The organism is Halopelagius longus, from assembly GCF_900100875.1.
Classification (GTDB): domain Archaea; phylum Halobacteriota; class Halobacteria; order Halobacteriales; family Haloferacaceae; genus Halopelagius; species Halopelagius longus.
The window spans coordinates 182,814-206,924 of record NZ_FNKQ01000001.1; the positions used below are offsets into that span (position 1 = coordinate 182,814).

At 66.8% G+C, this 24,111-nt stretch carries 29 protein-coding genes and 1 tRNA gene; 13 read left to right on the forward strand and 17 right to left on the reverse strand.

Annotated features, from left to right (window positions below; all coding sequences use genetic code 11):
- Positions 1-65 precede the first annotated feature (65 nt).
- The 4 genes from BLS11_RS00890 to BLS11_RS00900 all read left to right on the forward strand — a co-directional run bounded on the left by BLS11_RS00890 (position 66) and on the right by BLS11_RS00900 (position 3,131).
- Positions 66-137, forward strand: a tRNA-Thr gene (locus BLS11_RS00890).
- Positions 138-393: 256 nt separating this feature from the next.
- Positions 394-903 (forward strand): cupin domain-containing protein, encoded by a 510-nt coding sequence (locus BLS11_RS00895; protein ID WP_092531567.1) that lies wholly within the window; start codon positions 394-396, stop codon positions 901-903.
- 346 nt (positions 904-1,249) lie between these two features.
- Positions 1,250-1,387, forward strand: a complete 138-nt coding sequence (locus BLS11_RS19215; protein WP_175454340.1) for a hypothetical protein — start codon at positions 1,250-1,252, stop codon at positions 1,385-1,387.
- A gap of 265 nt (positions 1,388-1,652) precedes the next feature.
- Positions 1,653-3,131, forward strand: coding sequence for a short-chain fatty acid transporter (locus BLS11_RS00900; protein ID WP_092531569.1), 1,479 nt, complete (start codon positions 1,653-1,655; stop codon positions 3,129-3,131).
- 80 nt (positions 3,132-3,211) lie between these two features.
- Here BLS11_RS00900 and BLS11_RS00905 read toward each other — a convergent pair whose 3' ends face one another.
- From BLS11_RS00905 to BLS11_RS00915, 3 genes are read right to left on the reverse strand one after another with little or no spacing between them, the layout of a single operon-like run.
- Positions 3,212-4,150, reverse strand: a complete 939-nt coding sequence (locus BLS11_RS00905) for a VOC family protein (protein ID WP_092531571.1) — start codon at positions 4,148-4,150, stop codon at positions 3,212-3,214.
- 49 nt (positions 4,151-4,199) lie between these two features.
- Positions 4,200-5,042 (reverse strand): beta-keto acid cleavage family enzyme, encoded by an 843-nt coding sequence (locus BLS11_RS00910; protein ID WP_092531573.1) that lies wholly within the window; start codon positions 5,040-5,042, stop codon positions 4,200-4,202.
- Positions 5,039-5,230, reverse strand: coding sequence for a hypothetical protein (locus BLS11_RS00915; protein ID WP_092531575.1), 192 nt, complete (start codon positions 5,228-5,230; stop codon positions 5,039-5,041). The genes BLS11_RS00910 and BLS11_RS00915 overlap by 4 nt, the downstream gene beginning before the upstream one ends.
- Before the next feature lie 132 nt (positions 5,231-5,362).
- Between BLS11_RS00915 and BLS11_RS00920 the strand changes: the two genes are divergently transcribed.
- Positions 5,363-6,718, forward strand: a complete 1,356-nt coding sequence (locus BLS11_RS00920) for an oxidoreductase (RefSeq protein ID WP_092531577.1) — start codon at positions 5,363-5,365, stop codon at positions 6,716-6,718.
- A 45-nt stretch (positions 6,719-6,763) separates the two neighbouring features.
- On the opposite strand, the gene BLS11_RS00925 is transcribed toward BLS11_RS00920, so the two are convergent.
- The gene (locus BLS11_RS00925; protein ID WP_092534362.1) at positions 6,764-7,417 is read right to left on the reverse strand and encodes a twin-arginine translocation signal domain-containing protein; all 654 of its coding nucleotides are present in this window, start codon (positions 7,415-7,417) and stop codon (positions 6,764-6,766) included.
- 347 nt (positions 7,418-7,764) lie between these two features.
- Here BLS11_RS00925 and BLS11_RS00930 point away from each other — a divergent pair, with 347 nt between their 5' ends.
- Both BLS11_RS00930 and BLS11_RS00935 read left to right on the forward strand, forming a co-directional pair.
- The gene (locus BLS11_RS00930; RefSeq protein ID WP_092531579.1) at positions 7,765-7,992 is read left to right on the forward strand and encodes a hypothetical protein; all 228 of its coding nucleotides are present in this window, start codon (positions 7,765-7,767) and stop codon (positions 7,990-7,992) included.
- A 5-nt stretch (positions 7,993-7,997) separates the two neighbouring features.
- Positions 7,998-8,360 (forward strand): hypothetical protein, encoded by a 363-nt coding sequence (locus BLS11_RS00935; protein ID WP_092531581.1) that lies wholly within the window; start codon positions 7,998-8,000, stop codon positions 8,358-8,360.
- Positions 8,361-8,382: 22 nt separating this feature from the next.
- Here BLS11_RS00935 and BLS11_RS00940 read toward each other — a convergent pair whose 3' ends face one another.
- Complete coding sequence (locus BLS11_RS00940) at positions 8,383-9,006, reverse strand: metal-dependent hydrolase (RefSeq protein WP_175454341.1); 624 nt, start codon at positions 9,004-9,006, stop codon at positions 8,383-8,385.
- A 99-nt stretch (positions 9,007-9,105) separates the two neighbouring features.
- On the opposite strand from BLS11_RS00940, the gene BLS11_RS00945 reads away from it, so the two are divergent.
- From BLS11_RS00945 to BLS11_RS00955, 3 genes are all read left to right on the forward strand, one after another.
- Positions 9,106-9,735: a DUF2238 domain-containing protein gene (locus tag BLS11_RS00945; RefSeq protein ID WP_092531584.1), complete on the forward strand. Its 630-nt coding sequence runs from the start codon at positions 9,106-9,108 to the stop codon at positions 9,733-9,735.
- 57 nt (positions 9,736-9,792) lie between these two features.
- Entirely contained in the window at positions 9,793-10,449 is a 657-nt protein-coding gene (locus tag BLS11_RS00950) for a potassium channel family protein (protein ID WP_092531586.1), read from the forward strand.
- 247 nt (positions 10,450-10,696) lie between these two features.
- Positions 10,697-11,575 carry a dihydrodipicolinate synthase family protein gene (locus BLS11_RS00955; protein WP_092531589.1) on the forward strand — a complete coding sequence of 293 codons (879 nt, stop codon included), beginning with the start codon at positions 10,697-10,699 and terminating at the stop codon, positions 11,573-11,575.
- Between the two features lie 9 nt (positions 11,576-11,584).
- Here BLS11_RS00955 and BLS11_RS00960 read toward each other — a convergent pair whose 3' ends face one another.
- The 4 genes from BLS11_RS00960 to BLS11_RS00975 are packed head-to-tail and all read right to left on the reverse strand — an operon-like array spanning position 11,585 to position 15,116.
- On the reverse strand, positions 11,585-12,388 hold the full coding sequence (locus tag BLS11_RS00960; RefSeq protein WP_217628969.1) for a TOBE domain-containing protein: 804 nt from the start codon (positions 12,386-12,388) through the stop codon (positions 11,585-11,587).
- Between the two features lie 50 nt (positions 12,389-12,438).
- Positions 12,439-13,323: an amino acid ABC transporter ATP-binding protein gene (locus BLS11_RS00965; RefSeq protein ID WP_092531592.1), complete on the reverse strand. Its 885-nt coding sequence runs from the start codon at positions 13,321-13,323 to the stop codon at positions 12,439-12,441.
- Entirely contained in the window at positions 13,320-14,069 is a 750-nt protein-coding gene (locus BLS11_RS00970) for an ABC transporter permease (RefSeq protein ID WP_092531595.1), read from the reverse strand. Before BLS11_RS00970 ends, BLS11_RS00965 begins: the two co-directional genes overlap by 4 nt.
- Before the next feature lie 24 nt (positions 14,070-14,093).
- On the reverse strand, positions 14,094-15,116 hold the full coding sequence (locus BLS11_RS00975; protein ID WP_092531597.1) for an ABC transporter substrate-binding protein: 1,023 nt from the start codon (positions 15,114-15,116) through the stop codon (positions 14,094-14,096).
- A 133-nt stretch (positions 15,117-15,249) separates the two neighbouring features.
- Here BLS11_RS00975 and BLS11_RS00980 point away from each other — a divergent pair, with 133 nt between their 5' ends.
- A complete protein-coding gene (locus BLS11_RS00980; RefSeq protein WP_092531600.1) occupies positions 15,250-16,335 on the forward strand; it encodes a putative sulfate/molybdate transporter in 1,086 nt (361 codons plus the stop codon).
- A 71-nt stretch (positions 16,336-16,406) separates the two neighbouring features.
- Positions 16,407-17,024, forward strand: a complete 618-nt coding sequence (locus tag BLS11_RS00985) for a DUF7384 family protein (protein ID WP_245698648.1) — start codon at positions 16,407-16,409, stop codon at positions 17,022-17,024.
- 37 nt (positions 17,025-17,061) lie between these two features.
- Here the strand turns inward: BLS11_RS00985 and BLS11_RS00990 are convergent, their stop codons facing one another.
- The 5 genes from BLS11_RS00990 to BLS11_RS01010 all read right to left on the reverse strand — a co-directional run bounded on the left by BLS11_RS00990 (position 17,062) and on the right by BLS11_RS01010 (position 20,831).
- Positions 17,062-17,514: a hypothetical protein gene (locus tag BLS11_RS00990; protein ID WP_092531603.1), complete on the reverse strand. Its 453-nt coding sequence runs from the start codon at positions 17,512-17,514 to the stop codon at positions 17,062-17,064.
- A 273-nt stretch (positions 17,515-17,787) separates the two neighbouring features.
- Entirely contained in the window at positions 17,788-18,420 is a 633-nt protein-coding gene (locus BLS11_RS00995) for a non-canonical purine NTP pyrophosphatase (protein WP_092531606.1), read from the reverse strand.
- A 50-nt stretch (positions 18,421-18,470) separates the two neighbouring features.
- Positions 18,471-18,755: a DUF5808 domain-containing protein gene (locus BLS11_RS01000; RefSeq protein ID WP_092531609.1), complete on the reverse strand. Its 285-nt coding sequence runs from the start codon at positions 18,753-18,755 to the stop codon at positions 18,471-18,473.
- Positions 18,756-18,878: 123 nt separating this feature from the next.
- Positions 18,879-20,471 (reverse strand): bifunctional N(6)-L-threonylcarbamoyladenine synthase/serine/threonine protein kinase, encoded by a 1,593-nt coding sequence (locus BLS11_RS01005; RefSeq protein WP_092531613.1) that lies wholly within the window; start codon positions 20,469-20,471, stop codon positions 18,879-18,881.
- 42 nt (positions 20,472-20,513) lie between these two features.
- The gene (locus BLS11_RS01010) at positions 20,514-20,831 is read right to left on the reverse strand and encodes a 30S ribosomal protein S24e (RefSeq protein WP_092531616.1); all 318 of its coding nucleotides are present in this window, start codon (positions 20,829-20,831) and stop codon (positions 20,514-20,516) included.
- Between the two features lie 681 nt (positions 20,832-21,512).
- Between BLS11_RS01010 and BLS11_RS01015 the strand changes: the two genes are divergently transcribed.
- A complete protein-coding gene (locus BLS11_RS01015; protein ID WP_092531619.1) occupies positions 21,513-22,640 on the forward strand; it encodes a class I SAM-dependent methyltransferase in 1,128 nt (375 codons plus the stop codon).
- A 145-nt stretch (positions 22,641-22,785) separates the two neighbouring features.
- Here the strand turns inward: BLS11_RS01015 and BLS11_RS01020 are convergent, their stop codons facing one another.
- From BLS11_RS01020 to BLS11_RS01030, 3 genes are read right to left on the reverse strand one after another with little or no spacing between them, the layout of a single operon-like run.
- On the reverse strand, positions 22,786-23,322 hold the full coding sequence (locus BLS11_RS01020) for a GTP-dependent dephospho-CoA kinase family protein (protein WP_092531622.1): 537 nt from the start codon (positions 23,320-23,322) through the stop codon (positions 22,786-22,788).
- Positions 23,323-23,331: 9 nt separating this feature from the next.
- Positions 23,332-23,529 carry a transcription elongation factor subunit Spt4 gene (gene spt4, locus BLS11_RS01025; protein ID WP_092531625.1) on the reverse strand — a complete coding sequence of 66 codons (198 nt, stop codon included), beginning with the start codon at positions 23,527-23,529 and terminating at the stop codon, positions 23,332-23,334.
- The gene (locus tag BLS11_RS01030; RefSeq protein WP_092531628.1) at positions 23,530-24,108 is read right to left on the reverse strand and encodes a DNA-directed RNA polymerase; all 579 of its coding nucleotides are present in this window, start codon (positions 24,106-24,108) and stop codon (positions 23,530-23,532) included.
- Between the last annotated feature and the right edge of the window lie 3 nt (positions 24,109-24,111).

Genomic DNA, 24,111 nt, shown 5'->3' on the forward strand with positions numbered 1-24,111 from the left:
CTCCCTGTCGCACCGCATCCGAATCGAAACGCCTAAAGAGAGTTCGGCATTATCAGAAGACGCGCGCCTGGGTAGCTTAGCGGTAAAGCGCGTCCTTGGTAAGGACGAGAGCCCGGGTTCAAATCCCGGCCTAGGCTTTTCCTCCGTACACTCCTTATATGCACACTTTTATCGATGCGATCGTCTGACCGAAACCCGTTCAAGATTCGCCTCTTCGCTAAACAGGGTTGAGCATCGCGGCGCTCGTAATCTGTTGGGCTGTCGCGTATTGGTCTGTCTATCATCAGGAAGGAAAGACGCCGTTCGATTCTGGCACATAAAGGGGGCTACTGACCAAACTCCCCGGAAATTATGATGGTCCAATAACAATTTCTATTCAGGTGTACGCCCCCGATGACTGATACAACTCAACGCGAGAAGTACTCCGTGTCTGTTGGTTTCAATCGGAATCTTGGTGCCGAACTCAAAGTCGCACCGCGTGATGGTGAAAACGAGGTGGCTGTGGTCGAGCACACGCTGGCACCGGGGAAACTTGCTGCTCCGCTCCACCGGCACACAAACGAAGACGAGATCTCATACATTATCGAGGGACGGATGGGCGTTCAAGAGGGAGACAACACGTTCGTAGTTGAAGCTGGCGAGAGTGCTGTGAAAGGGCGCGGTATCTGGCATACGTTCTGGAATCCGGGGCCGGAATCGCTTCGATTTCTGGAGATTATCACTCCGGGTGACTTTGCTTGGTACTTTGCGGAAGCTGATGAGATTCTTCCAGATAATGGAGAGCCGGACGCGGACGCGGCTGAGAAACTCGCTACTCTCCACGACCAGTACGAGTTCGAACTGTGCCCCGAGAGTGTGCCAGAGCTGATTGAACAACACGGATTAGAGACAGGTGAGGAGTGACCGAACCTCCCATTCGATACGCACGCTCTACTTTCCAGCTGGTTCACCACCGTATATCTGAAACGAATGTGGTACACCTTACTCGATGTCTTGCCGAATCCAGAAGGCCTCTAATGAAGTCTCTCGCTCATCTCGTCCCATTGAGATTGAGGTTGAGGACATCACAGAAATGTGATTGGGAGATGACCTTCCGATGAAACCGGCTTCGGAGAACATCAAGAAGGGATTGGTTAGCTATACTCCTTCGAGTACGTATTTCACCGTCTGACCCTATCAGATTGAGGTAATTCCTCGCCACTGACGGGCCCGAACATACTTTGCCGTGCCACGGGTTACCACTAGTGAAATGCCCGAACTAACCATCTCCGACGACCTCTACAAGCAGTTGGAGACGGCCGCCGACGGCGAGGACATAGAACAGGTGCTCTGGGAGATGGCGGGGGCGTACCGCCGTCAACAGAGCCCCGAGGCGGACTTAGAGTAGGTGCCGCGGCGGAGGCGAACTTCGTCCGGAGCGCTCGTTTCTCCGTGTCTCGTCGCGGTGAGTTCGCCGAAAGAGAACGGCTAGTTCCCGTCGCCGAACCCTCTCTACCGGACGAGACGCCGCCACTCTCTCTTCGACACACTCGTGTCTCGTTGCCGTTCTCCGTCCGTCTCGCTCCAGTACTGACGCTCGACCACGTCCTATCGGACTGCTCGGAACGCATCTATCTCGTGATTTTATGTCACTTTGCGTGGTGTGTACTCGTATGTCACACGACTCAGGCGGTACGGCGATACAACGGTTGGGAGCGCGTATCTCGCGACACGTCGAACGGTGGATGCCGAGTCCGTTCCTCTTCGCCATCCTCCTGTCGTACCTCGTGTTCGCGGGCGGACTCGCCCTCGGGAACGGTCCGGTGGAGATGGTGCGGTTCTGGAACGAGGGGTTCTGGGCCCTGCTCACCTTCGCGATGCAGATGGTGCTCATCCTGGTGACCGGGTACGCCCTCGCGTACCACCCGTGGGTTCGGCGAGGCGTCGCCCGACTCACCGCGGTACCGAACGACGGCAAGCAGGCGGTCGTTCTCGTCGGCGTCATCGCCATGGTGGTCGCGTGGATTCACTGGGGTCTCGGACTCGTCGTCGGCGCGGTGATGGCCCGCGAGATGGGCCGACAGGCCCACCGGCGCGGACTCGACGTCCACTACCCCCTCCTGTGCGTCGCAGGATACATGGGGATGGGGCTCACCTGGCACTGGGGCCTCGCGGCGTCGGCACCGCTTCTGATGAACACTCCCGACAACGTCTTCCTCCAAGAGGGCGTCGTGGACGGTCTCGTCCCGGTCTCACAGACCATCCTCCACCCCTACACGCTGACGCTGACGGTGCTCGGCATCGCTTACGGGGCGGTCATGCTCTATCTGCTCGCGCCGCCCGCGGACGAGGTGTCCGACATCACGGAGTACGTGCCCGAGAGCCAACTCGGAGGCCCGGACACCGCGGTTGACGGCGGCGGAATCGAGTCGGACAACGGTGGCGCGGCGACGGCCGCGGACGACGACGACCCGGTGTACGCGGACGACCCGGACACCGCGGCGGAGTCGGCCGGGGCGGACACGCCCGGCGAACGGATCGATCGGAGCGCCCTCCTCGGCGGCCTCATCGGACTCGGCGGCGTGCTCTACATCGGGTCGGTGTTCCTCACGGAGGGACTCGACGCGCTCAGCCTCGATACGATGAACTTCGCGTTCCTGTTCCTCGGCATCCTCCTGTACACCGCGCCCAAGCGGTACCAAGAGGAGTTCTACGACGCCATCTCCTCGACCGGCGGCATCATCCTCCAGTTTCCCTTCTACGCGGGCATAATGGGGATGATGAACTCCTCGGGCCTCTCGACGGTCCTCGCGGAGACGCTCGTCTCCGTTTCGACGCCGGAGACGTTCCCCGCGGTCGCGTGGGTCACCGCGGGTATCGTCAACGTCTTCGTGCCCTCCGGCGGCGGCGAATGGACCGTCATCGGTCCGACCGTCCTGAGCGCCGCGCAGGAACTCGGAATCCCCATCGGACAGGCCACGGTGGCCTACGCCGTCGGCGACGCCCACACGAACCTGCTCCAGCCCTTCTGGGCGCTTCCGCTCCTCGGCATCACCGGGATGCGCGCGCGAGACATGTTCGGCTACGCGGTGACGATGCTCCTCCTTCTCGTTCCCTTCTTGGCTCTCGGTCTGACGCTCGTTCCGTACTGAGGGGTCTCCCTCCCGTCTCGGGTTCTCGGCCGTCGCGCTCCGCTTCTCCACCTCGAACCGGCGGTTCGTCGACGCCGCTCCTACTCCGTCGGACCCGTCGGTAACTCCGGGAGGCCGGCCGCTATCTCGTCTCGCCGGTCCTCCAACCACTCGGGGAGGACGAGTCGTTCACCGAGTTCGTCTCTGTCCTCGTCCACCGTGTACCCCGGTTCCTTCGTGGCGAACTCGAAGAGGACGCCGCCGTCGGTGCGGGCGTAGACGGACTTGAACCACTTGCGGTCGATTATCTCCGTCGGCCGGAGGCCGCGGTCCTGGAGCACCTCGCGCCACTCGGCCTGTTCGTCCTCGGCCACTCGAAACGCCACGTGGTGGACGGTGCCCGCGCCCGGCCGTCCGCGCCGGCCCTGCGGGTCTTCGAGGATATCGACGACGTAGCCCAACTCGCCGTCCGCCTCGTACCGGGTCCGGTCGTGGTCGCTCTCCGCCTCCTCGAACCCCATCGTCCCGAGGAGGTCCGGCATCGCCCCGGCGGTGTCCAGAGAGAGCGTCGCGCCGAAGAAGCCCCGAATCGCGTGCGCTTCGGGCACCGGACCGTCCGGAGGGTTCCCCGCGGGGGCGTCGTCGCGCGCCACCAGTTCGAGGGGGAGGCCGTCGGGGTCGGAGAACGGAATCACCGTGTCGCCGAACCGTTCGCGCGGTTCGTCCGCCTCGACGCCCTCTTCCTCGAAGCGGTCCGTCCAGTACTCGACGGACTCGGCGGGAATCAGGAACTGCGTCGCACTCGCCTGTCCCGTCCCCACCTGCCCCGGCCGGGCGTTCTGATAGGGGAAGAACGTCATGCTCGTCCCGGGCGACCCCTCGTCGTCGCCGTAGAACAGGTGGTAGACGGACACGTCGTCCTGATTCACGCTCCGCTTGACCAATCGTAGTCCGAGCGTCTCCGTGTAGAACCGGAGGTTCCGCCCGGGGTCGCCGGCGATTGCCGTGACGTGGTGGATTCCGGGGATGTCGGATGGCATACTCCCACGTAGGTGAACGCGCGGAATAGAGTCTGGGGCGGGTTCTCGCTCACAGTCCGAGGATGTCGCGCGCCTGCGACGGCGTGGCCACCTCCCGACCGAGTTCCTCGGCGACGCGGACGGTTCGTTCGACGAGTTGAGCGTTGCTCTCCGCGAGTTCGCCGCGGCGGTAGTAGACGTTGTCCTCCAGTCCGACGCGGACGTGCCCGCCGAGGAGGATGCCCATCGCCGCGAACGGCAGTTGGTGCGGGCCGAACCCGAGCGTGTTGAACTGCGCGCCGTCAGGGAGGTTGTCGACGGCGTTCAGGAAGTTCCGCGGGCGCGGACGCGTGAGCGTTCCGCCGCCGAAGATGAGCGTCGCGTACACCGGGTCCGCGAGTTCCCGGCGTTCTAGCAGGCCGTACACCTCGTTGAGGTGGCCGTCGTTGAACACCTCCAGTTCGGGCTTGATCCCTCGTTCCCGCATCTCCTCGTGGAGCGAATCGACGAGGGCCCGCGTGTTCTCGCTGGTCAGGTGGTCGTAGCGGTTCAACGGTCCCATGTCGAGGGAGGCCATCTCCGGCGGCGGGTCCGTCCGGAGTGGGAGGTGTCTGTCCGCGTCGGGCGCGCCGGTTCCGCCCGTCGAGTGCTGGACGATGACGTCGTCGGCGTACCGCCGCACCGCGTCGTCTATCTCCTGAAAGCGCTCGGTGGCGAACGACCGCTCCCCGTTCGGCGTCCGGGCGTGGAGGTGGACGACCGCCGCGCCCGCCGCCTCCGCCGCGGCGGCGGCCCTCCCTATCTCCTCGGGCGTCTCCGGGAGATTCGGGTTCGCCTCCTTCCCGTGGACGCCGCCCGTCAACGCCGCGGTGACGATGACGGGGTCGCCCGCGAGGTAATCCTCGTACGTCACGAGTCGTCCTCCGCCTCGTGCGCGCGGAATATCTCGCAGTGCGCGGCGTGGTCCAACTCGTAGCGGTCGTTGCAGATGTCGGCGCGCATCGGTTGGACGAACCGCCCGGCGGCGGTGCAGTACGCCCGTTCCGCGTCGAACTCCTCGCCGCCCGCCGAACTGCGGTACGCGAGGTAGGGACAGGTCATAACCGAGTGTCTCTCCGCGGTGGAGTAACTGTTTGCGGGCGTCGCCGTCACCCGGTGACACCGCCGTCACCGCCGCGGACGATTCGCGCGTCCGGGCGGGACGCTTAATCCGCTCTGCGAGTAGTGTGCCGTGTGGCACCCGCCCTCGAAGACCCCGTCAGCATCGCCGGACTCGACGTTCCGAACCGCCTCTACCGCGCCCCGCTTTTGGAGTGCGCCGGAGAGGAATCGGACGCGGTGGATATCCTCCGCGAGGAACTCGAACCCGCGGCGGCGTCGGGCGTCGGCCTCATCTGTCAGGGCGCGAGTCCCGTCCGCGAGGAGACGGGCCACGTCGCGCCGAACATGACGAGTTTCGCCGACCGGGCGTTCGCCCGCGGCCTGCGACCCCTCACGGAGGCGGTTCACGACCACGGCGCGAAGATACTCGCCCAACTCGACCACGGGGGGATTCGGAGCCTCGAAACGTGGCACGCCGCCTATCGCGAGGAGCGTTCCGCCCCGGAGCAACTCGCCGTCTCGCCGCTACCGACGCCGCTGAAACTGCTCGACGCGGCGGGGATCCTCTCGTACGACGCGCGCGTCCTCTCGACGGAGGCGGTGTACGAACTGGCGGCGGACTTCGGTCGGTGCGCCGAACACGCGGTGGAAGCGGGGTACGACGGCATCCACATCGCGGGCGCGAACATGGGCATCGTCCAGCAGTTCCTCTCGCCGTTCTACAACGCCCGCGACGACGAGTTCGGCGGGAGTCTCCGGGAGCGAACGCGCTTTCTCGAACTCGTCTACGAGGAGATACGGACGCGGGTGGGCGAGGACGTTCCCGTCGTGACTAAAGTGCCCGCGGAGACGGCGTCGCCGCCGTTCGTCCGGTCGTCCCTCTCCGTCGAGGACGGCGTTCGAATCGCCCGGCGACTGGAGGCCGTCGGCTTCGACGCCCTCGTCCCCGTCGAAGGCTCCGTCTTCTGGGACATGAGCCTGATTCGCGGCGAGTACCCGGACCGCGCGTGGTCGGACTCGCAGTTCCGCGACGGCTATCGGGAGGCGTTCGGCGGGCGACTCCGCCCGCGACTCGTCGCCCTCGCGCACAGAGTCCACGCGCGGAGCCAATCGTTCGACCCCGCGTGGAACAAGCCGTTCTGCACCCGCGTGCGGGAGGCCGTCTCGGTCCCGGTTCTCGCGGAGGGCGGCATCCGTCGCCGCGCGCAGATGGACCGCCTCCTCGCGGAGGGGCGGTGCGACATGGTGGGGATGGGCCGTCCGTTCTACGCCGAACCCCGCATCGCCGCGCGGTTCCTCGAAGACGGGGCGACGGACGGCGTACCGGGCGACGTGGAAGCGACGTGCGAGAACTGCAACAACTGCACCGTCCCGCAGGTGACGGGCGCGCCCGGCGTCTGTCGGACGCCGAGCGTCCTGCGGGAGACGGGGAGACTCCGGAAGGAAGGCGCCTACGAGAGCGTCGAGACGGACGACCGGCGAACGTAACCGGAAAAAAGCGGGACGGAGTCGAGCGGTCGGGCGCGTACGCCTCTAACTCTGGGTCTGCGTCGGCGTTTGGGTCTCCGTTTGCGTTTGAGTCTGGGTTTGGGTCTGCGTCTCCGTCTGCGTCTGATTCTGGTCGTCCCACCAGTCGTCGTCTTGGAGAATCTGGTCTTCCTCCTCTTCGTTGACTTCGCTGAAGTTGACCACTTGGAGTCGCTCGTTGTCGCCGAACGGCGCCCACTCGCGACTCATCTCCCAGACGGCGGGTTGGTTGACGTCGTCCTCGTCGGGGATGAAGCCCAAGTTCTGGTCGAACTCGGTCAACTGCTCGCTTGCGTCTTGGGTGACGAACAGCGTATCGACCTGTCCGTTGTGGAGCCACCGTATCTGGTAGGTGTTGTACTCGGACCACGCGCTGTCGCGGACGTCCGCCCAGTTCGGCGTCCACTCGATGACGCCCGAGACGAACGTAAAGCGGGCGGCCGGTTGGAAGTCGTCCTCGAAGATGAGCGCCTTGTAACCCTCGTCGGTGATGCCGTCGTCGTCCTGCGTACTGGTACCTCCCTGCGGCGTCTCGGTGCCCTGTTGTGCGGCGGCGGACCCGGAGGAGACGAGTCCGAGCGCCACGGCCCCCGAGGCGGCGGCTCCCGTTTTCATGAACGAGCGACGCGACTGGTCGTTCGGCTGGTAGTCGTCAGTCATCGGTATCACTCCCCGAGGGGACTCCCCCGAGGTCAACGAGAAAGAGGTGCCTCGGAGGAAAGAGACGACGGCAGACTTTCGCAAGCGCCTCGCGCCGCCTCTCGACGCCGACCCGCCCGTACGCGACGCTGCGGCCCTCGCACCGTCTCGGAAATCCGCCCCGTCGCTCGCGCCCGTCGCTCTTCGACCGGATGCGTTCGATGCCTGCGTTGGCCACTGTCAGCGAACTCTGTTATCGTACTCGTATATTTACAGACGGCCGAAATTAGCGGTATCGAGGGCTGAAAGGCGACATTCTCTCGTGTCAGCCCAATTTCTTATCCGCGTCCTATCCGTACGGCGTACGCATGAGTACAGACGACTCTCAGCCGTCGGACCGCATCGAGGAGACGACGACGTGGCCGGAACTCGCAGTCGGATTGTACGACCGCCTCACCGGGCGCGGCGCGCAGATAACGTACGAGTTCGAGGACATGTCGGTGGACGTTCCGAGTGCGACCGGCGACGACGCCGAGTACGCCCACTGGGAACTCGACGGCACGCTCAAAATCCGCACCTCCGAGCCGAACGACTGACCGAGATGTCCGACGTATCGGGCGTTCTCCGCGTGGAAGCGGACCTGACGCTCACCGTCGAGGGGGAGACGGCGACGGTGTCCACGGGGCCGTTCGGCGACGTGTACGTGGACGCGCCGTCGCTCGCGTCGGCGCTCAGAATCGCGCGCCGCGTCGGCGACTTACCGCCGCCGCTGGAACAGTCCGGGGACCGGTTGGCGGCGTCGGGTCTCACCGTCGTCGTCCGCGTCCGTCGGGCGATAGTCGCCCGCATCGGCGAGGGCGTCGAGAGCGGACGCCTCGAACGACTCGCGGGCAAGGAGCGAACGCGACTCTACGCCGACGGCGTGCTGACGGCCGCGCTCCGCGAACTTCGCGGCGTTCGGTGAGCAGAAAAGCGCCCGGCGGCGCTCAGCGGAAGTCCTCGACGAACCGGTTCGGCACGTACGCCAACACGCCCGCCGGAAGCGCGTCGACGACGCGTTCGGCTATCGTCACCATCGGCTTCCGGAGGACGACGTAGGCCGCGGAGATGCCGAGGGCGACGAGGACGCCCGTCTGGACGTAGCCGTCGAACGCGTACAGCGTCGGCGCGGCGAACAGGACGGCGACGGCCAAGTCCTCCGGCGCGCCGTCGTAGCGAACCCACCGCCGCGGCCGAATCCACCGGCCGTGGTAGTGACTGTAGACGGCGCGGTCGGACGTTCCGAGCCACGGTTTGAGTTCGAGTCCGCCGCCGAGGGCGTCCATCAGGGAGTGAAGCGCCGCGGCGGCGAAGAACAGCGCCACAGACAGCGTGAGCGTCGTCGGCGCGAGGACGGCGATGACGAGTGCCGGTGCCGCGAGCATGCTGAAGTACACCGGGAAGTGCAGCGTCTTCCGGTGTGCGACGTACAGGTCGAAGTCCGGGAACACGCCGCCGAGCGCCGCGGCTACGACCGGTATCGGAATCGTTCCCGCGGCTGTTTCCGGAAACAGCGTCGCGAGAACCACGGCGAGCACGACCCCTGCGAGGGCGTGCGTTGTTGCCATCATCGCCGTCACGTAGGGGAAACGAGGGAAAAACCTTGTCGTGTACCGTGCTAACACGTCAATAGCACGACCGTTTATCCCGCTCCGCCCGTACGGTGAGTCATGAACGCTCGGCGACGGTCCCTCCCCGCCCGCCACGCCGTTCGCGCGATGCAGTTCGGCATCGTCGGCATCCTCGTCGCGGGCGTCCTCGCGCGGAACGTCAGCGTCGCCGTCAACGGCCTGTTCGCCTTCGCGGTGACGTTCCTCCCCTCCGTCCTGAGTCGGGACTGGGGCATCCGCCTCTCGCCGGGTCTGACGCTGTGGATAACGCTCGCCGTCTTCCTCCACGCGGTGGGGATGTTGGGCCTCTACGACGGCGTCTGGTGGTACGACCACGTGACGCACACCCTCTCTGCGACCATCGTCGCGGGCGTCGGGTACGCCACCGCCCGCGCGGTGGATCGGTACACCGACACCGTCCACCTGCCGCGGCGGTTCATGTTCGTGTTCATCGTCACGTTCACCCTCGCGTTCGGCGTCTTCTGGGAAGTGCTGGAGTTCTTCGCCCGCCTCTCCGCCGACGCCGTCGGCGCGGAGGCGGTTCTCGTCCAGTACGGGTTGGACGACACCATCGTCGACCTCCTGTTCGACTCCGTCGGCGCGGTTCTGGTCGGTCTGTTCGGCACGAATACGCTCGCGACGGCGGTAGACAGCGTCCACAAGCGAATCGAGGAGGCCCGCGCGGGCTAACCGCCGCCCCCGGAGCGCCGTTCAAGCTTTTACCCTCCGCGGTCGTCAGACACTACCATGAGGTTCGTTATCGTCGGGTACGGTCGAGTCGGCGCCCGCACCGCCCGAGTGCTCAACGAGGAGGGACACGACGTAGTCGTCATAGACAACGACGAGACGAAGGTCGAACGCGCCCGAGAGGCCGGCTTCGAGGTCATCGAGGGCGACGGGAGCAACGAGTCCGTCCTCCGGCGCGCGGGCGTCGAGGACGCCACCGCAATCGGCGGCCTCACCGGCGACCCCAACGTCAACTTCGCCGCCTGCATGATCGGCGCGGAGTTCGGGTGTCGGACCGTGATGCGAATCAGCGAGGACTACCGACAGGAGATATACGAGCAGTACGCCGACGACGTGGACGACGTCGTCTACCCCGAACGCCTCGGCGCGGCGGGCGCGAAGACGGCACTGCTCGGCGGCAACTTCAACGCCATCGCCGATCTGACGGAGCAACTCCGCCTCTCGACGGTGACGATACCGGAAGACTCCCCCGTCGTCGGCGAGAAAGTCGCCGACGTCGACCTCGGGGAGGACGGCATCGTCTACGCTCACGGGCGCGCACGGGAGGCGATGACGATTCCGCTCCCCGGCACGAAAATCGAGGCCGGCGACCAACTCGCACTCGTGACGGAACGGGACGCCTTAGACGACGTTCGAGTGACGTTGCTCGGCGGGTAACTGTCCGACCGGACGGGGGAACGGGAGCGATGACGGCGCCGTGGGGGGAGGAGTGCGCCGTCTGCCGCGGCATCGGGAGTGCCGCGGCGGTGGGTGTGCCGGGCGCGCGTCGGGAGGATGGGAACTGAGGCCGTCGTGCGCGCCCGGATGGATATCGGCAACGATCGGTCTTAAATCCGTGTCAGACGGATGGATGACCCGCGTCTTCTGCGATAAACTACATCCGCGCGCCGACCCCATTGCCACCGTGCACGGAATCGGACCGCCGTTGGCGACGCCCTTCGAGGAGGACGGAACGCTCGACGAACGCGCACTCCGCGAACTCGTCCGGTGGATGGAAGCCCGCGGGGTCGATTTCATCGCCCCCTGCGGGTCGAGTAGCGAGGCGGAGTTCATGTCCGCCGAGGAACGCGCCCGCGTGATAGAGATCGTCGTCTCGGAGTCTGACGTTCCGGTGCTGGCGGGGACGGGCCACCCCGGCTACGAGGAGACGGTGCGCGCCACCGCCGACGCCGCGGCGGCGGGCGCGGACGCCGCCCTCGTCGTCACGCCCTTCTACTACCCCCACGACGAGGACGAACTCGAAGCGTACTACCGCGACGTGGCCGACGAAGCGGACATCCCCGTCTACCTCTACAGCGTTCCGACGCACACGGGCGTCGCCCTCTCGCCCGAACTCGTCGGACGCCTCGCCTCCTACCCCAACATCGCGGGGATGAAAGACTCCAGCGGCGATATCGACCGATTCATCCGCGAACGCCGCGCGACCCGCGACGACGACTTCGACCTGTTGGTCGGGGCCGGCGGCGTCTTCGCGCAGGCCCTCGGCGCGGGCGCGGACGGGGGCGTCCTCGGCCTCGCCAACGTCGTCCCCGAGGCGGCCGCCGAGGTGTACGAGAGACACCGCGACGGCGACGAGAAGGTGGCCCGCCGACTGAACGCGTCGCTCGTCGATCTGAACCGCGCCGTCACCGACGAGTACGGCGTCCCCGGCCTGAAGGCCGCGATGCGGGCGCGCGGCGCGCCCGCCGGAACCGTCCGAAGACCGCTCCAGCCGGTGTCCGAGGACGTTCGGTCGCACCTCGAAGAACTGGCTGTCGCCGCCGGACAGGACGCGGACGACTGAGCGCCCGGGTCACGGGCCGTCGAGTTCCGCGGCGTCGCCACCGCCCTCGGACCCGTCCTCGATTTCGTCGCTCTCGTGATTTTCGTCGCTCTCGTCGCCGTCGTCTCCCGTCGACGCCGCCACCGCAGTCGTCCGTGTCGCCGTCGCCTTCCACGACGCGACGACGCCCGCGCCGGGTTCGAGGCCGAGTCTGTCGGCGCTGTCGGCGGTGACGAGCGCCCACAGCGGTTCTTCGAGTCCGACGTCCACCGCGACGCGGACGACGGCGTCGCCGCGTTCGAGCGCCGTGACCGACCCGTCGAGGCGGTTCCGCGCGCTGGTCGAGTCGGGCGCGGGCGAGTCGTCCGGCGCCTGAAGCGTCACGGCGTCGGCTCTGACGCTCACTTGGACCCGGCGGCCCGGTTCGCGCGCCGACGCCTCGCCCAGCGTTCTGACCGGCCCCGCCGCCGTCTCCACGTCGCAGAGTTCGCCCTCGACGCCGGCGACGGTGCCGGGCGTCACCGTCTCGGGGACGCCCGCGGTGCCCGAGAGGGCGGCGTGGAGGCGGTCGAACCGGGCCAACACCTCGCGTCCCGTCGCGGTGAGTTCGCTGCCGCCGCCGTCGGACCCGCCGCGGCGGCGTTCGACCAGCGACCCCAACGCGTCTTCGAGTTCGCGGAGTCGCGCCAGACACCGCGGGCGCGAACGGCCCAACGCGGAGGCGGCACCGCTTACGGACCCGGACTCGGCGACGGCGCGAAGGAGGGCGGCGTCGTCGTCGTCGAAGCTGACGCCGTCGGCGTCGAGGTACGCCTCGAACCAGTCGTCCACCATACGCGGCCGGACGCGCCCCGGCGGTAAAAATCGCTCCGGGAGGCGGACGCTCAGTAGACGAGTTCGCCCGCGACGAACTTCCGGGTTCGCTCGTCGTCGGGCGACTCGAAGACGCGTTCGGTGGGGCCGCACTCGACTATCGACCCGTCCAAGAGGAGGGCGGTGCGGTCGGAGACGCGCCGGGCCTGCTGCATGTCGTGCGTCGCTATCGCGACGCCGATACCGCGCGCGCTGGCCGCCTCGACGGCCTCCTCGACGAGCGCGGTGTTCCGCGGGTCGAGGTTCGACGTGGGTTCGTCCAAGAGCAGCACGTCCGGATCGGGAGCGAGGGCGCGGGCGATGGCGACGCGTTGGGCCTCGCCGCCGGAGAGCGACGACGCGTGCCTGTGGGCCTTGTCGGTCATCCCGACCGTCGAGAGCGCCTCTCTCGCGGCTTTCGGCGTCGTCTCGAAGCCGAGAGCGCGCCGCGCCGCCGTCCGGAGGCGGTCGGTCCACGACTCCCGGACGCGCAGGCCGTAGGCGGCGTTCTCCGCCGCCGTCGTCGAAAAGAGGCTCCGGACCTGAAACACCATCCCGACGCGGCGGCGGACGGCCAACCGGTCGGCTTCCGAGAGCGACCACACGTCGGTGCCGTCGGCGCTGACGACTCCCTCCTCCGGCGGGTGGAAGCACGCCAACAGTCGGAGCAGCGTCGTCTTCCCCGTCCCCGAGGGGCCGACGACGGCGAGCACCTCGCCCGGTTCGACCGTCAGGTCCACCGACTCGAACACCGGCCCCTCGCCGAACCCGTGGGTCACGCCCTCGGCGGCGAGGCGCGTCCCCTCGCGTTCGGGGGCGTGCTCGCCGTTCCGACGCCCCTCGTCCCGTCCGTCGCGGGCGGAAGCGCCGCGTCCTCCGTCGCCCGCGTCGCTACGGACGCGCCCGGCGTCGGTCATCGCTCACCTCCGCCGCGTCCGGCGGGCCCGCGCGACTGCCGGCCCCCCGCCGCCGTCTCGCCGGGCGTCCGGTCGCGGAACCGCGCGCCGACGGCGTTCACGCCGAGGACGAGAGCGAGGAGAATCGCGCCGAGGGCGATGCCCGTCTCGACGTTTCCCTTCCGGGCTTCGACGGTGATTGCCGTCGTCAGCGTCCGCGTGAACGACGTCTGATCGGAGAAGACGATGTTGCCGCCGACGATGAGCACCGACCCGACTTCGCTGATGGCGCGGCCGTACCCCGCGAGGACGGCGGTGACGATGCCGTACCGCGCCTCGCTGAGAACCGCGAGTCCCACGTCCGTCCGCGTCCCGCCGGCGACGAAGGCGGCGTCGCGCAGGTCGGCGGAGACGCCTTCGACGGCCGACAGCGACACGCTGAGGACGACGGGCGTCGCGAGGATGGTCTGGGAGACGATCATCGCCTCGGGGGTAAAGAGCAGTCCGAACTCGCCGAGGGGGCCGGAGTTCGAGAGGGCCAGCAGGACGACCAGCCCGACGACGACGCTCGGAAAGCCCATCCCCGTCGAGACGAGAGACGTGAGAAGCGACTTCCCGCGGAAGTCGCCGAACGCGACGGCGACGGCCACGGGGAGGCTGACGGCGGTGCTGACGAGGACGGCCGCGGTGCTGACGTACAGGGAGACGAGCGTGATGCTGACGAGGTACTGCACGTTCAAATCGCCCAACGCGCCGCCGAGGAACACGGGTACCTCTCCCTCCCGGTCGGACTAAAAGTCCTCGGGGACGCGCTGGTCCACCCACGCTCGGAACGCGATGTCCTCCTTCGAGGGGTTCGACCCGTCCCAGTCTTCGGGCACGTACTGCGCGAAGTTCGGCTCCTCCGCGAGGGCGTTCGGGAAGAACAACTGCGACCCGTTCGCGGTGTAGCCGTCTATCAGGGCCTGCCCCTCGGGACCGGTGAGGAAGCCGACGTACGCCATCGCCAGCTGATAGTTCGCGTCGCCGTACTTCGCGGGGTTCACCGGGATGACGCCGTAGGGGTTCTTGAGGATTGTCGGGCCGTCCTTCAGGGGTCCCTGCACGTGGATAGTGAGGTTCACCTCGTTCTTCATCGAGAGGTACGTCCCGCGGTCCGCGAGAGTGTACGCGCCGGACTGACTCGCCTGTACCAGCGTGTCGCCCATCCCCTTGCCTATCTCGCGGTACCACTTCCCGGACGGTTCGACGCCAGACTCCGCCCAGACGTTCAGTTCCTTCTTGTTCGTCCCGGAGTCGTCGCCGCGGGAGACGAACGTCGACTGCGTCTCCGCGATGGTCGTGAACGCCTTCGTCGCCGAGGACATCCCGTTGATGCCCGCCGGGTCGTCCTCCGGGCCGACGACGACGAAGTCGTTGAACATCACGTCCCGGCGGTTGACGCCGAACCCGTCCCGCAGGAACTGGTCCTCCGCGCCGCGGGCGTGGACGAGGATGACGTCCGCGTCGCCGTTGCGCGCCGTCTCGATGGCCGCGCCGGTGCCCTGCGGTATCGTCTTGATGGTCGCGCCGAAGGACTCCTCGAACGCCGCGTTCAGTTCGTCGAGAAGCCCCGTGTCGTACGTGCTGGTCGTGGTGGCTAGGGTCAGTTCCGCGCCGCCGGACCCGCCGTCGGTCCGGCTCTCGACTTGCTCCTGCGTCCCGGCACCCCCCTGCGTCGCCGTCGAACCGCCGTCCTCGCCCGCGCACCCGCTCAGACCGAGGACCGTTCCGACGCCCGCCGCTTGGAGGAACCGCCTCCGTTGTATCGACATGGGAACAACGATGGGTGCGCTCGGAATAAAGGTACTCCTCGCCGCGCAACGTGTTTCGGTTACGTTTCCCGCCGAAGTGCCGGGAGATAGTTACCGAAAACGTTCAAGTCCGTCCTCTCCTACCGACTCGCCGATGGCCCTCGCCGACGTTCGCGCCGGGCGTTCGCTCCGAATCGACGCGGGGGAACTCGCGGGTGCGCTCGGCGACTCGGTGACGGTGCTCCCCCTCGTCGTCGCCCTCGGAGCGCTCACGCCGTTCTCCGTCCCCACCGTCCTGCTTTGGTTCGGCGTCTTCCAACTCGTCTGGGGCGTCGCGTACGGGCTTCCGCTGTCGGTCGAACCGATGAAAGCGCTCGTCGGACTGACCATCGCCGGGACGATAACCGCGGGGGAACTCGTCGCCGCCGGACTCCTCGCGGGCGTCGTCCTCGTCGTCGCCGCCCGACTCCGCGCCCTCGGCCGAATCGAGTCGCTCGTCGGCGAGGCGGCGATTCGCGGCGTCCAACTCGCCGTCGCCCTCCTTCTGGCCCGGACGGGCGTCGAACTCGCCGCGGGCGACCCGACGCTCGCCGCCGCCTCCGTCGGACTCGTCGCCGTCGCCGCCGTCGCCAGACGCGTCCGCCTCTCGTCGCTCCTCGTCCTCGGGGGCGGGGCTGTTCTCGCCGTCGTCGCCGCCGGCGGCGTCTCCCCGACGCTCCCTTCTCCGGCCGTCTTTCCGACCGTTCCGACGCCGACGTTCGGCGCGGCGGAGGCGACGGCTGGGCAGTTGGCGATGACCGCCGGCAACGCCGCAGTCGCCACCTCGCTTCTCTGTTCGGACCTGTTCGACGCCGACGTGCCGCCGGACCGATTGGCGGGGAGCATGGGCGCGATGTGCCTCGCGGCGGTTCCGTTCGGCGGCCTGCCGATGTGTCACGGAAGCGGCGGACTGGCGGGCAAACACGCCTTCGGCGCGCGCACCGGCGGAGCGAACGTCGTCCTCGGCGTGCTCTACCTCGCGGCCGCCTGCGTCGCGGGCGTCGTGACGGCGTTCCCCACCGCAGTCCTCGGCGTCCTCCTCGTCGTCGTCGCGTGGCACCTCGGCCGCGCCGCCGCCCGGTGCGACAGACTCCTCCTCGTCGCCGCCGTCGGCGTCGTCGGCCTCCTGACGAACGTCGGCGCGGCGTTCCTCGTCGGCGCAGTCGCGGACCGACTCCTCGACCGGTTCGGGTCGGCGTGAGAGTCTCGGACGCACGTCCCCGCGTCCGACCGACCGAACGGCCCTTCTATCCGTGGACCGAACGCCGACCCATGACATCGTGGACCGACCTGTTCGACCGCGCGGCATCGTCCGAACGGACGGCCGACGACGTGCGCGAGGCACTCGACGCGCGCCGGGAGGGTGGCGACGGAGAGGACGCCGCGGACGGTGCGGACGCGGACGTTCCGGACCCCGACGACGTCGAACGGAGTCCGGCCCGCGTCGCCGCCGACGCGGACGTCCTCGCGGCGGACCTGTTCGTCGACGGCGACGCCAGAGAAGCGTTGGACGCCCTCCGTCGCCACTCGTGGACGACGCTCGTCGCCAGCGACCCCCTCCTGGACGACGCGCGGGCGGTGGTCGAATCGCTCGGCGACGAATCGCTCGCGGCCGACTGGCTCGAACGGGTCGAGGAGTGGCGCGACCACGTCTCGCACCCCGCGGCCGACCACCCCGCTCTCGGGTCGGCGTACCGCGGCGGCGCGATGCACGTCCTCTCGTTCGACGACCGGTTGCTCTCCTCGAAGGCGGGCGCGACGCTCGGCGGTCAGTTCCCGGTGAGCGTCCACCACCCGCGCGCGTTCGCGACGCTGTTCGACGCCGAGAGCCTCCACGAAGAAGTCGTCGGCGGCGACTACCCCGGCCCGGACCGCGACCCGCGGGAGTGAGTCGGCCGCCACCGGCCGCGCGGCCGGTCGGTTCGGGTCAGTCCTTCGTCGCGGCCGAACAGGCGTCGTTCGTCCGGACCGACGGAACGCCGGCCACCGTTTCGAGCGTCATGGCGAACGCGTACGACCGGCAGAGTTCGGGCTCCCACCACTCGCTCGTCTCCCACTCGTCGCCTCGCACCTCGACGCTGTACCAGTCGCCGTCGTAGTCGGCGCGGAGCAACTCGCTCTCGGCGTTCGGCGGCACCGACGCCTCCTCGACGCGGTCGACCACGTTCTCGTCCCAGTCTCTGACGATTACCGTGGCGGTCTGTTCCGTCTCGGTCCGGTTCGTCACGCGGACGGCGAGCGTTCCGCCGGACGACTTCTCGTCCGAGATTCCGCCGACGTCGCTTCCAGCCGCGCATCCGGCCGTGACGCCGGCGGCGGCGAGTCCGATCGACGCCAACAAGCGCCGTCTCGTCGGCCGCTCCCATCTGTTCGTTCCCATCGGAGTCGTCTCTGGTGACCCGGATTATCACTTTGTTGAATTACCAACCATCAGAGAATTGTCACTACCTCGCTCTCTTATCTCTCTGTCGTCCGATCTTCCGGCGTTGGGCGCTATCTATCCGCGATTATCGTTCCTCTGCCATCTGAGAAATAATAGTATGAGAACAGTCACTTCTCCGGACTTCGTTCGTTCCGAGTCCTCCCGTTCGGTCGCTTCGGTCCCTCACGGGACCTACGTGAGACTCGCTACGCTCGTCTCACGAGGTTCGCTTCACTTGCGTTCAGCGAACCACTCCCCGAACTTCGCCAACGCCCGCCCGCGGTGGGAGACGGCGTTCTTCTCCGCCGCGTCCATCTCGGCGAACGTCGTCCCGTCGTGTTCGAAGATGGGGTCGTAGCCGAATCCGCCGTCGCCGCGCGGCGGCACGATGCGCCCGCGAACGGTCCCCTCGAATATCTTCACCGGGAGGAGGTCCGTCTCCTCTTCGTCCCGTTCCGCGCCGTGGGCCGCCGCGGCGGTCCGGTCGTCTCTGTCTATCGGGTCGGGACTCGCCTCGAACTCCTCGCCGTCGCAGTACGCGAGCGTGCATTTGAACGCCGCCCGGCGCGGTTCGTCCAGTTCTCGCTCCGCGAGTCGGTAGACCGCTTCGACGCCGAGCGTCTCCTCGACGTACGAGGAGTACGGGCCGGGAAAGCCCTCGAAGCCGTCGACGAACAGTCCGGCGTCGTCCACGAGGACCGGTTCGCCCGCGTGCCGGTACGCCTCGCGCGCGCCGTGCGCCGCGATGGGGCCGAGGTCCGACCCCTGCACCTCGGTGTAGTCGTAGTCTAACTGCTCGACCGCATCGAGGTACTCTAACGCCTCGCGGACCTTCCCCGGATTCGTCGTGACGTATCGGAGCATTCGCTCGAACGTCCGGCGGGTCGAGAGAAAGAGGCGTCGGTGTCCGCCGCTCAGTCGTCGTCGACGATGACTTCGACCGGGCCGTCGTCGTCGTCCATCGTCGCGACGGTGTCTCCGCCCGAAGACCGTTCCTGCCAGAGGAGTGCGCCGACGACGACCAGCGCGATCCACGACCGCCAGTTGGCGAGGTTCAGCGTGTACCCGATTCCGAACGGCTTCTTCACGAGCATCCCCTTGCCGGGTTGCCAGTACGACGAGAGCATCCGGCCCATGGACGGTCGTTCGAAATTGTACGGAATCCCGAGGATTTCACCACTCTGGGGTTTGTCTGCCATACTTCACGATTACGCGGGCGGCTGATAAATCGTTTTGGTGTCCTCTCGGACGCTGCGCCCGAAGCCGAGTCGCTCTTCGAGAATCGCTGCGGGGTTACGCCGAGTCGGACCGTACGAGCTGACCTACTGATACCGCCCGCGGCCCTCTATCTCGCGGAGGCGCGAGAGCACTTCGTCGTCGCCCTCGCGTTCGTACCCCTCCTCGAACGCCCGAAGCAGTGGCTCCGGTTCCGCGGCCGTCCCTTCGACGCTCTGGCCGAAGACGTGGAGGTCCATCGCGTGGTCCTCGACGTGGCCGGTGTGGTAGCCGAGGCCGAAGTCGATGAGGTACGTCCTCTCTCCGACGCGGACGTTCCGCGTCGTCGGGTCGCCGTGGACGAACCCCGCCCGATGAATGTGAGCGAGGTGTTCGCCGACGGTCCGACACCGGTCGGCCGTGAGGTTCCCGGCGAGGTCCGACTCGCCCACCCGGTCGAAGACGATGACGCCCTCGGCGGGGTCCACGTCGCGGACGACGGGCGTCGGAACGCCGACGCGCCGCGCTTCGCTCGTGAGGCGCGCCTCCGCGACGGTTCGCTTCCGACGGAGTCTGTCGTCCAGTTCGGGGTGGCGGTACGCCTTCGTGACGCGGCGCTTGACGACGCGGTCCGACTCGATGGTGACCGTCGCCTCCGCGCCGCGAATCTCACCCGATGCCGCCGGGTCGCGCGCGACGGACTCCTCGTCGCCGCGCCACGTCACCGGCACTTGGTCGGGGCGGAAGTTCGGGTCCACCGACGAGTCCGGAATCGGGAGGGTGTCGCCCGCCTCGTACATCTTCGCGCCGAGGACGGCTATCATCCCCGCGTTGTCGCGGAGGAACCGTGGCTCGGGCGCGTAAAACTCCGCGCCGCGTTGCTCGCACATCTCCGCGAGCATCTCGCGCAGACGCTCGTTCTGCCCGACGCCGCCGCCGAGGACGAGTTCGTCCGTCCCCGTCAGAGAGAGGGCCCGTTCCGCCACCTCCGCGAGCATCCCGAAGATGGTCTCCTGCAGGCCCGCACAGATGTCCTCGACCGGCACGCCGTCGTCGTACGCCTGTTTCGCGGCGCTCATGATGCCGGAGAAGGAGAAGTCCATCCCCTTGACGACGTAGGGGAGTTCGTGGAACTCGCCGTCTCTGGCGGCCTTCTCGACCTTCGGGCCGCCGGGGTGGGACCACCCGACGTGGCGGGTGAACTTGTCGATGGCGTTGCCGACGCCGGTGTCCATCGTCTCCCCGAGGACGCGGTACCGGCCGTTGTGGTAACCCAACAGGTGAGCGTTCGCGCCCGAGGCGTTCAGACAGACCGGCGAGTCGAAGCCCGACCGGTGGCGGCCGATTTCGAGGTGCGCCACCATGTGGTTGACGCCGACGAGGGGAACCTCCAACGTCTGTGCGAGGGCGCGCGCCGCGGTGCCGACGATGCGGAGACACGGACCGAGGCCCGGTCCCCGAGAGAAGGCGACGGCATCGATTCCGGTTCCGTCGCCCGCCGCCGTCTCCGACGCCCGGTCGAGAACCGTCTCGACTACGGCCGGAATCGCATCGCCCATGTGTTCCGCGGCCTCGCGCGGGTGGATGCCGCCGCTATCGGGTTCGTAGGGGTCCGACTCGATGAACACCTCGTCGGCTTCGCTATCGAACAAGGCGGCGCTGGCGGCCCACGCGGTACCTTCTATTCCGAGAACTCGCATCGAGAATACGAAAGCTGATTCGGAGTCTGTTCGACCCGGAAGTCAGGCCTCTTCGGCCTCCGCCTCGACCTCTTCGGTGTCGGCGGCGATCTTGTTCCGGTCGAGCATGTAGTCCTGTTCGACGTCGCGCGCGAAGTCCGGCGAGTCGTAGACCTTCGCGTAGCCGACGGTCTTGCGCATGCCGAACTTCGTGTCGAGTTCGTGGACGACGACTTCGTCGGAGTCTTTGTTCAGCTTCGCCGCGAGACTGTCGCGGACCGACAGACGGGACGGCGAGGCTTCTTCGTGCACTATCTCGAAGCGGACGTCGCTCCGGTGTAACATCGGATTCTCGTCTTCGGAGATGACTTCGATTTCCATGGTTCAGTTGGGTTAAAATGCTCCCGATGCAAGTAAAAGGATTTCGAAGGGACGAACGGACGCCTCGGCGACTCGGGTTCGCCCGTCGGACGGCGATTCGGCCGTCTCGCGTTCGAAATACGGACCGAAACATCCGCTCAGTACGGTGCGTTACTTATTGGACAGCGAAACCGTAGCGGAGATGGTGGGCCGGTGGCTCGGCGCAGATACCGACTCTCACGGGGAGAGTCCTCGACTCCCTCGAACACGGATTTTTTAATAATCGGGTCACGAACGTGAACTCACGTTGAAAAAGAGCCCTGGGCCGAGCTCCGTATCTCGGTGATGTACTCCACCACGCGAGAGCGAAGGGAGGTTCGGCCGGCTCGCCAACTGTGGGCGGTTCGGTGACCCAACCGAATTCACGACCGGTTGGGGTTCTCACGGGGCTGTCGCGCTGATTGGCGCTCGGTTCGCGCCCTGCGCTCAGCTGTGCGTGGACCGTTCTTACAGGTTCTCTGTAGCTCGAGCGCAGTGCGTAGGCTGCCTCGTTCTCCGATCATCACGAGCTACCGAACCCGCGTAAATGCCCGAAACGTCAACGACCCGGTCACACTTCAGTCGACAGCATCGCGTTCGTATCGAACAGGCGATTGATCACAGTTTCCGTCCGCTTTCGATATCACTCGGAGGGTACCCCTGATGAGGCACGCCCCCTACGAATTGGCTCTCGAATCGAAAATCTCGGGCGCACGTCCAGTATACCGGTTCTACACCGCAGACGGAGTCTGTTCGAAGCAGTCGTTCCGGAACGCCGAGCTCCTACTGATAGAATCTCTCTGGGGAGTCGACCTCGGCCGTCTCCTCGCTCTAGAAGCAAACTATGGCGTTGTTGGTGTCGTTCTCGCTGATCGCTCTGTCTCCGTCAGTATGGTGGAGTCCAGTGCTCGTGCCGTACAGCTTTGCGAGCGTAACGCGAGGGAAAATAGCGTTGACGCGGCAACCGCACTCGTCGCCGACGTCACCGCTCTTGGCGATACGTTCGACACAGTTGCGTACGCTCCGAAGCCCTACACCCCACTATCGGTCGGAAAACAGCGTATCGTCGATGGTCTGTCCGTTCTGCAACCCGACGGAAGCCTCTATCTGGCTGCGTCGAAGCAAACCGGTCTCACGCGCTACGAACGGTGCCTGCGCGAGACCGCTGCAACGGTCGAACAGGTAGCCGAGTACGATGGTTGCGCTCTTCTCGAGGCGACCCGACCGCGGTCATTCGAACGACCGGCCTACGTCTCGCCGCGAGAGATCCGGCCAGAGATAGACGGCGTCACGCTCTCGCTCGTCACCGTCTCGGGGTTGTTTTCCCCCTCTAAATTGGACGACGGGACGCGTCTCCTCTTGGAGACGATAACGGTCGAAGACGGTGAAAGGGTGTTGGATCTCTGCTGTGGTTACGGGGCCATCGGAACGTACGCTGGTCGAGTCGCGGACTGTGATCTCTGGTTGAGCGACGACGATGCGGTTGCGACGTCGTGTGCGGAGTGCAGTCTCCGCGCGTCTCGCGTAGATGGAACTGTCGTAACTGCTGATTGCGCCGAGGGCATCGCCGATCAGACGTTCGATAGAGTGCTCTGTAATCCGCCAACCCACGCGGGTGGTGGGGTTCTCTCAGAGCTATTCTCCGGCGTACACGACGTTCTCGCTCCCGACGGTGAACTCGAGATAGTACATCACCGTGAGGTCGATCTGCGTTCCCATCTCTCTCCGTTCGGTACAGTCGAGAGACTTCGAACGGGAGACGAGTATATCGTCCTGCGTGTCTCTAACTGAACGGCGTTCACGCTTGGTCGAAGAACGATGCTAGTGGGAGTTGAAACGGCGGTCCGGCAGTTGGAGAGTCACCGCGGTAGCGGTTGTGGCAGCTATCAGTCGGGTCTGTGAAGAGGCTCCGTTCTGCACAAAACCACAGCACGAACTACGCTTCGACGCCGAGTACGTCGAGGGCGGCGTCGGCGTCGCCCTCCATCCGGCCCAACAGCGTCCGCATCTCCAGTTTCGCCTCTTCGGTGACCGAGACGAGGACCATCCCCTCGTCGGGTTGGCCGTAGACGACGCTCGCGCCGAGTGGCGCGGCGACGACGGCCGGAAGCGTCGCCAAGTCCTCCTCGCCCTCGACGACGATGGTGACCGGTTCGTCGTACTCCGCGAGTGCGGTAGCCAGCGCCGCGAGAAGTTCCTCGCCGATGGTTCCGGCCTCGTTTTCGGCGTCGATGCCGTCGTCCGGGGCGGCGACGGCGCGGCGAACCTCCTCGTCTATCGCCTCGCGCTTCGTCTTCCCGTCCACGACGGCCACGTCCGGCACGCGCCCGGCCTCGCGGAGGTGGTAGGTGACGACGTCTCCGACGGCGATTATCGGGTCGCCGGCGTCTTCGAGGAGACGGTCGGCGCGCTGATAGACCGGACCGAACGGCTCTTTGAACGCGCCGCGGAGGTCGCGAGGCAGTCGGAGCATCGTCCGGCGTCAGCGGACCTTCAGCGCGTAGCCGCCGGGTTCGTTGACGTTCATCTCGTCGGCTATCTCGCTCTCCTCGGGGTGGGTGATGACGACGTACCCCGCCCAGTCTTCGGTGAGGGTGGTCGCGCCGCAGCTCTCGCAGACGTTCGCGTCCGGGTCGTTGATGTAGTGGCACTCGCGGCAGGCGAGACGCGGCTTCGCCATCTAGCTTCCCTCCGCGCCGGTCGTGGCCTCGTTCTTCTGGCGGTCCTCTTCGAGCCAGCCGTGCTTGCCGAGCCCCGGCTGTTTGGCCGTGAGACCGATCTTCGAGTCGCGGGGGTTCCGCTCGTCGATGCTCTTCGTGACGATGCGGACCCGAACCGAGTCGCCGACGCCGAGCGTCCGCCCCGACTCCGTGGAGGCGAGTTGCTGGTTCTCGCCGTCGTAGGCGAGGTACTCGTCCGATATCTGCGAGACGTGCAGCAGTCCGTCCACCGGACCGATTCCGACGAACGCGCCGAACTCCACGACTTCGACGACTTCGCCGTCTACGACCTCCTGCATGTTGGGGTCGTACGTGATGGCGTCGAACTCCGCTTCGTAGTAGACGCCGGCGCGGCCCGGGAGGACCGTACCTTCGCCGATGTCGTGGACGTTCACGACGCTCACGACGCTGCCCACATCTTCGTCCATCCGTCCTTCGAGCTTATCCTGCAGGAGTCGCTTGACCCGATTGGGGGTCACGTCAGCGAGATGCTCCGGCGGGACCTCGACTGTGTCCTTGAGTCGTACCCGTTTGTACATCGT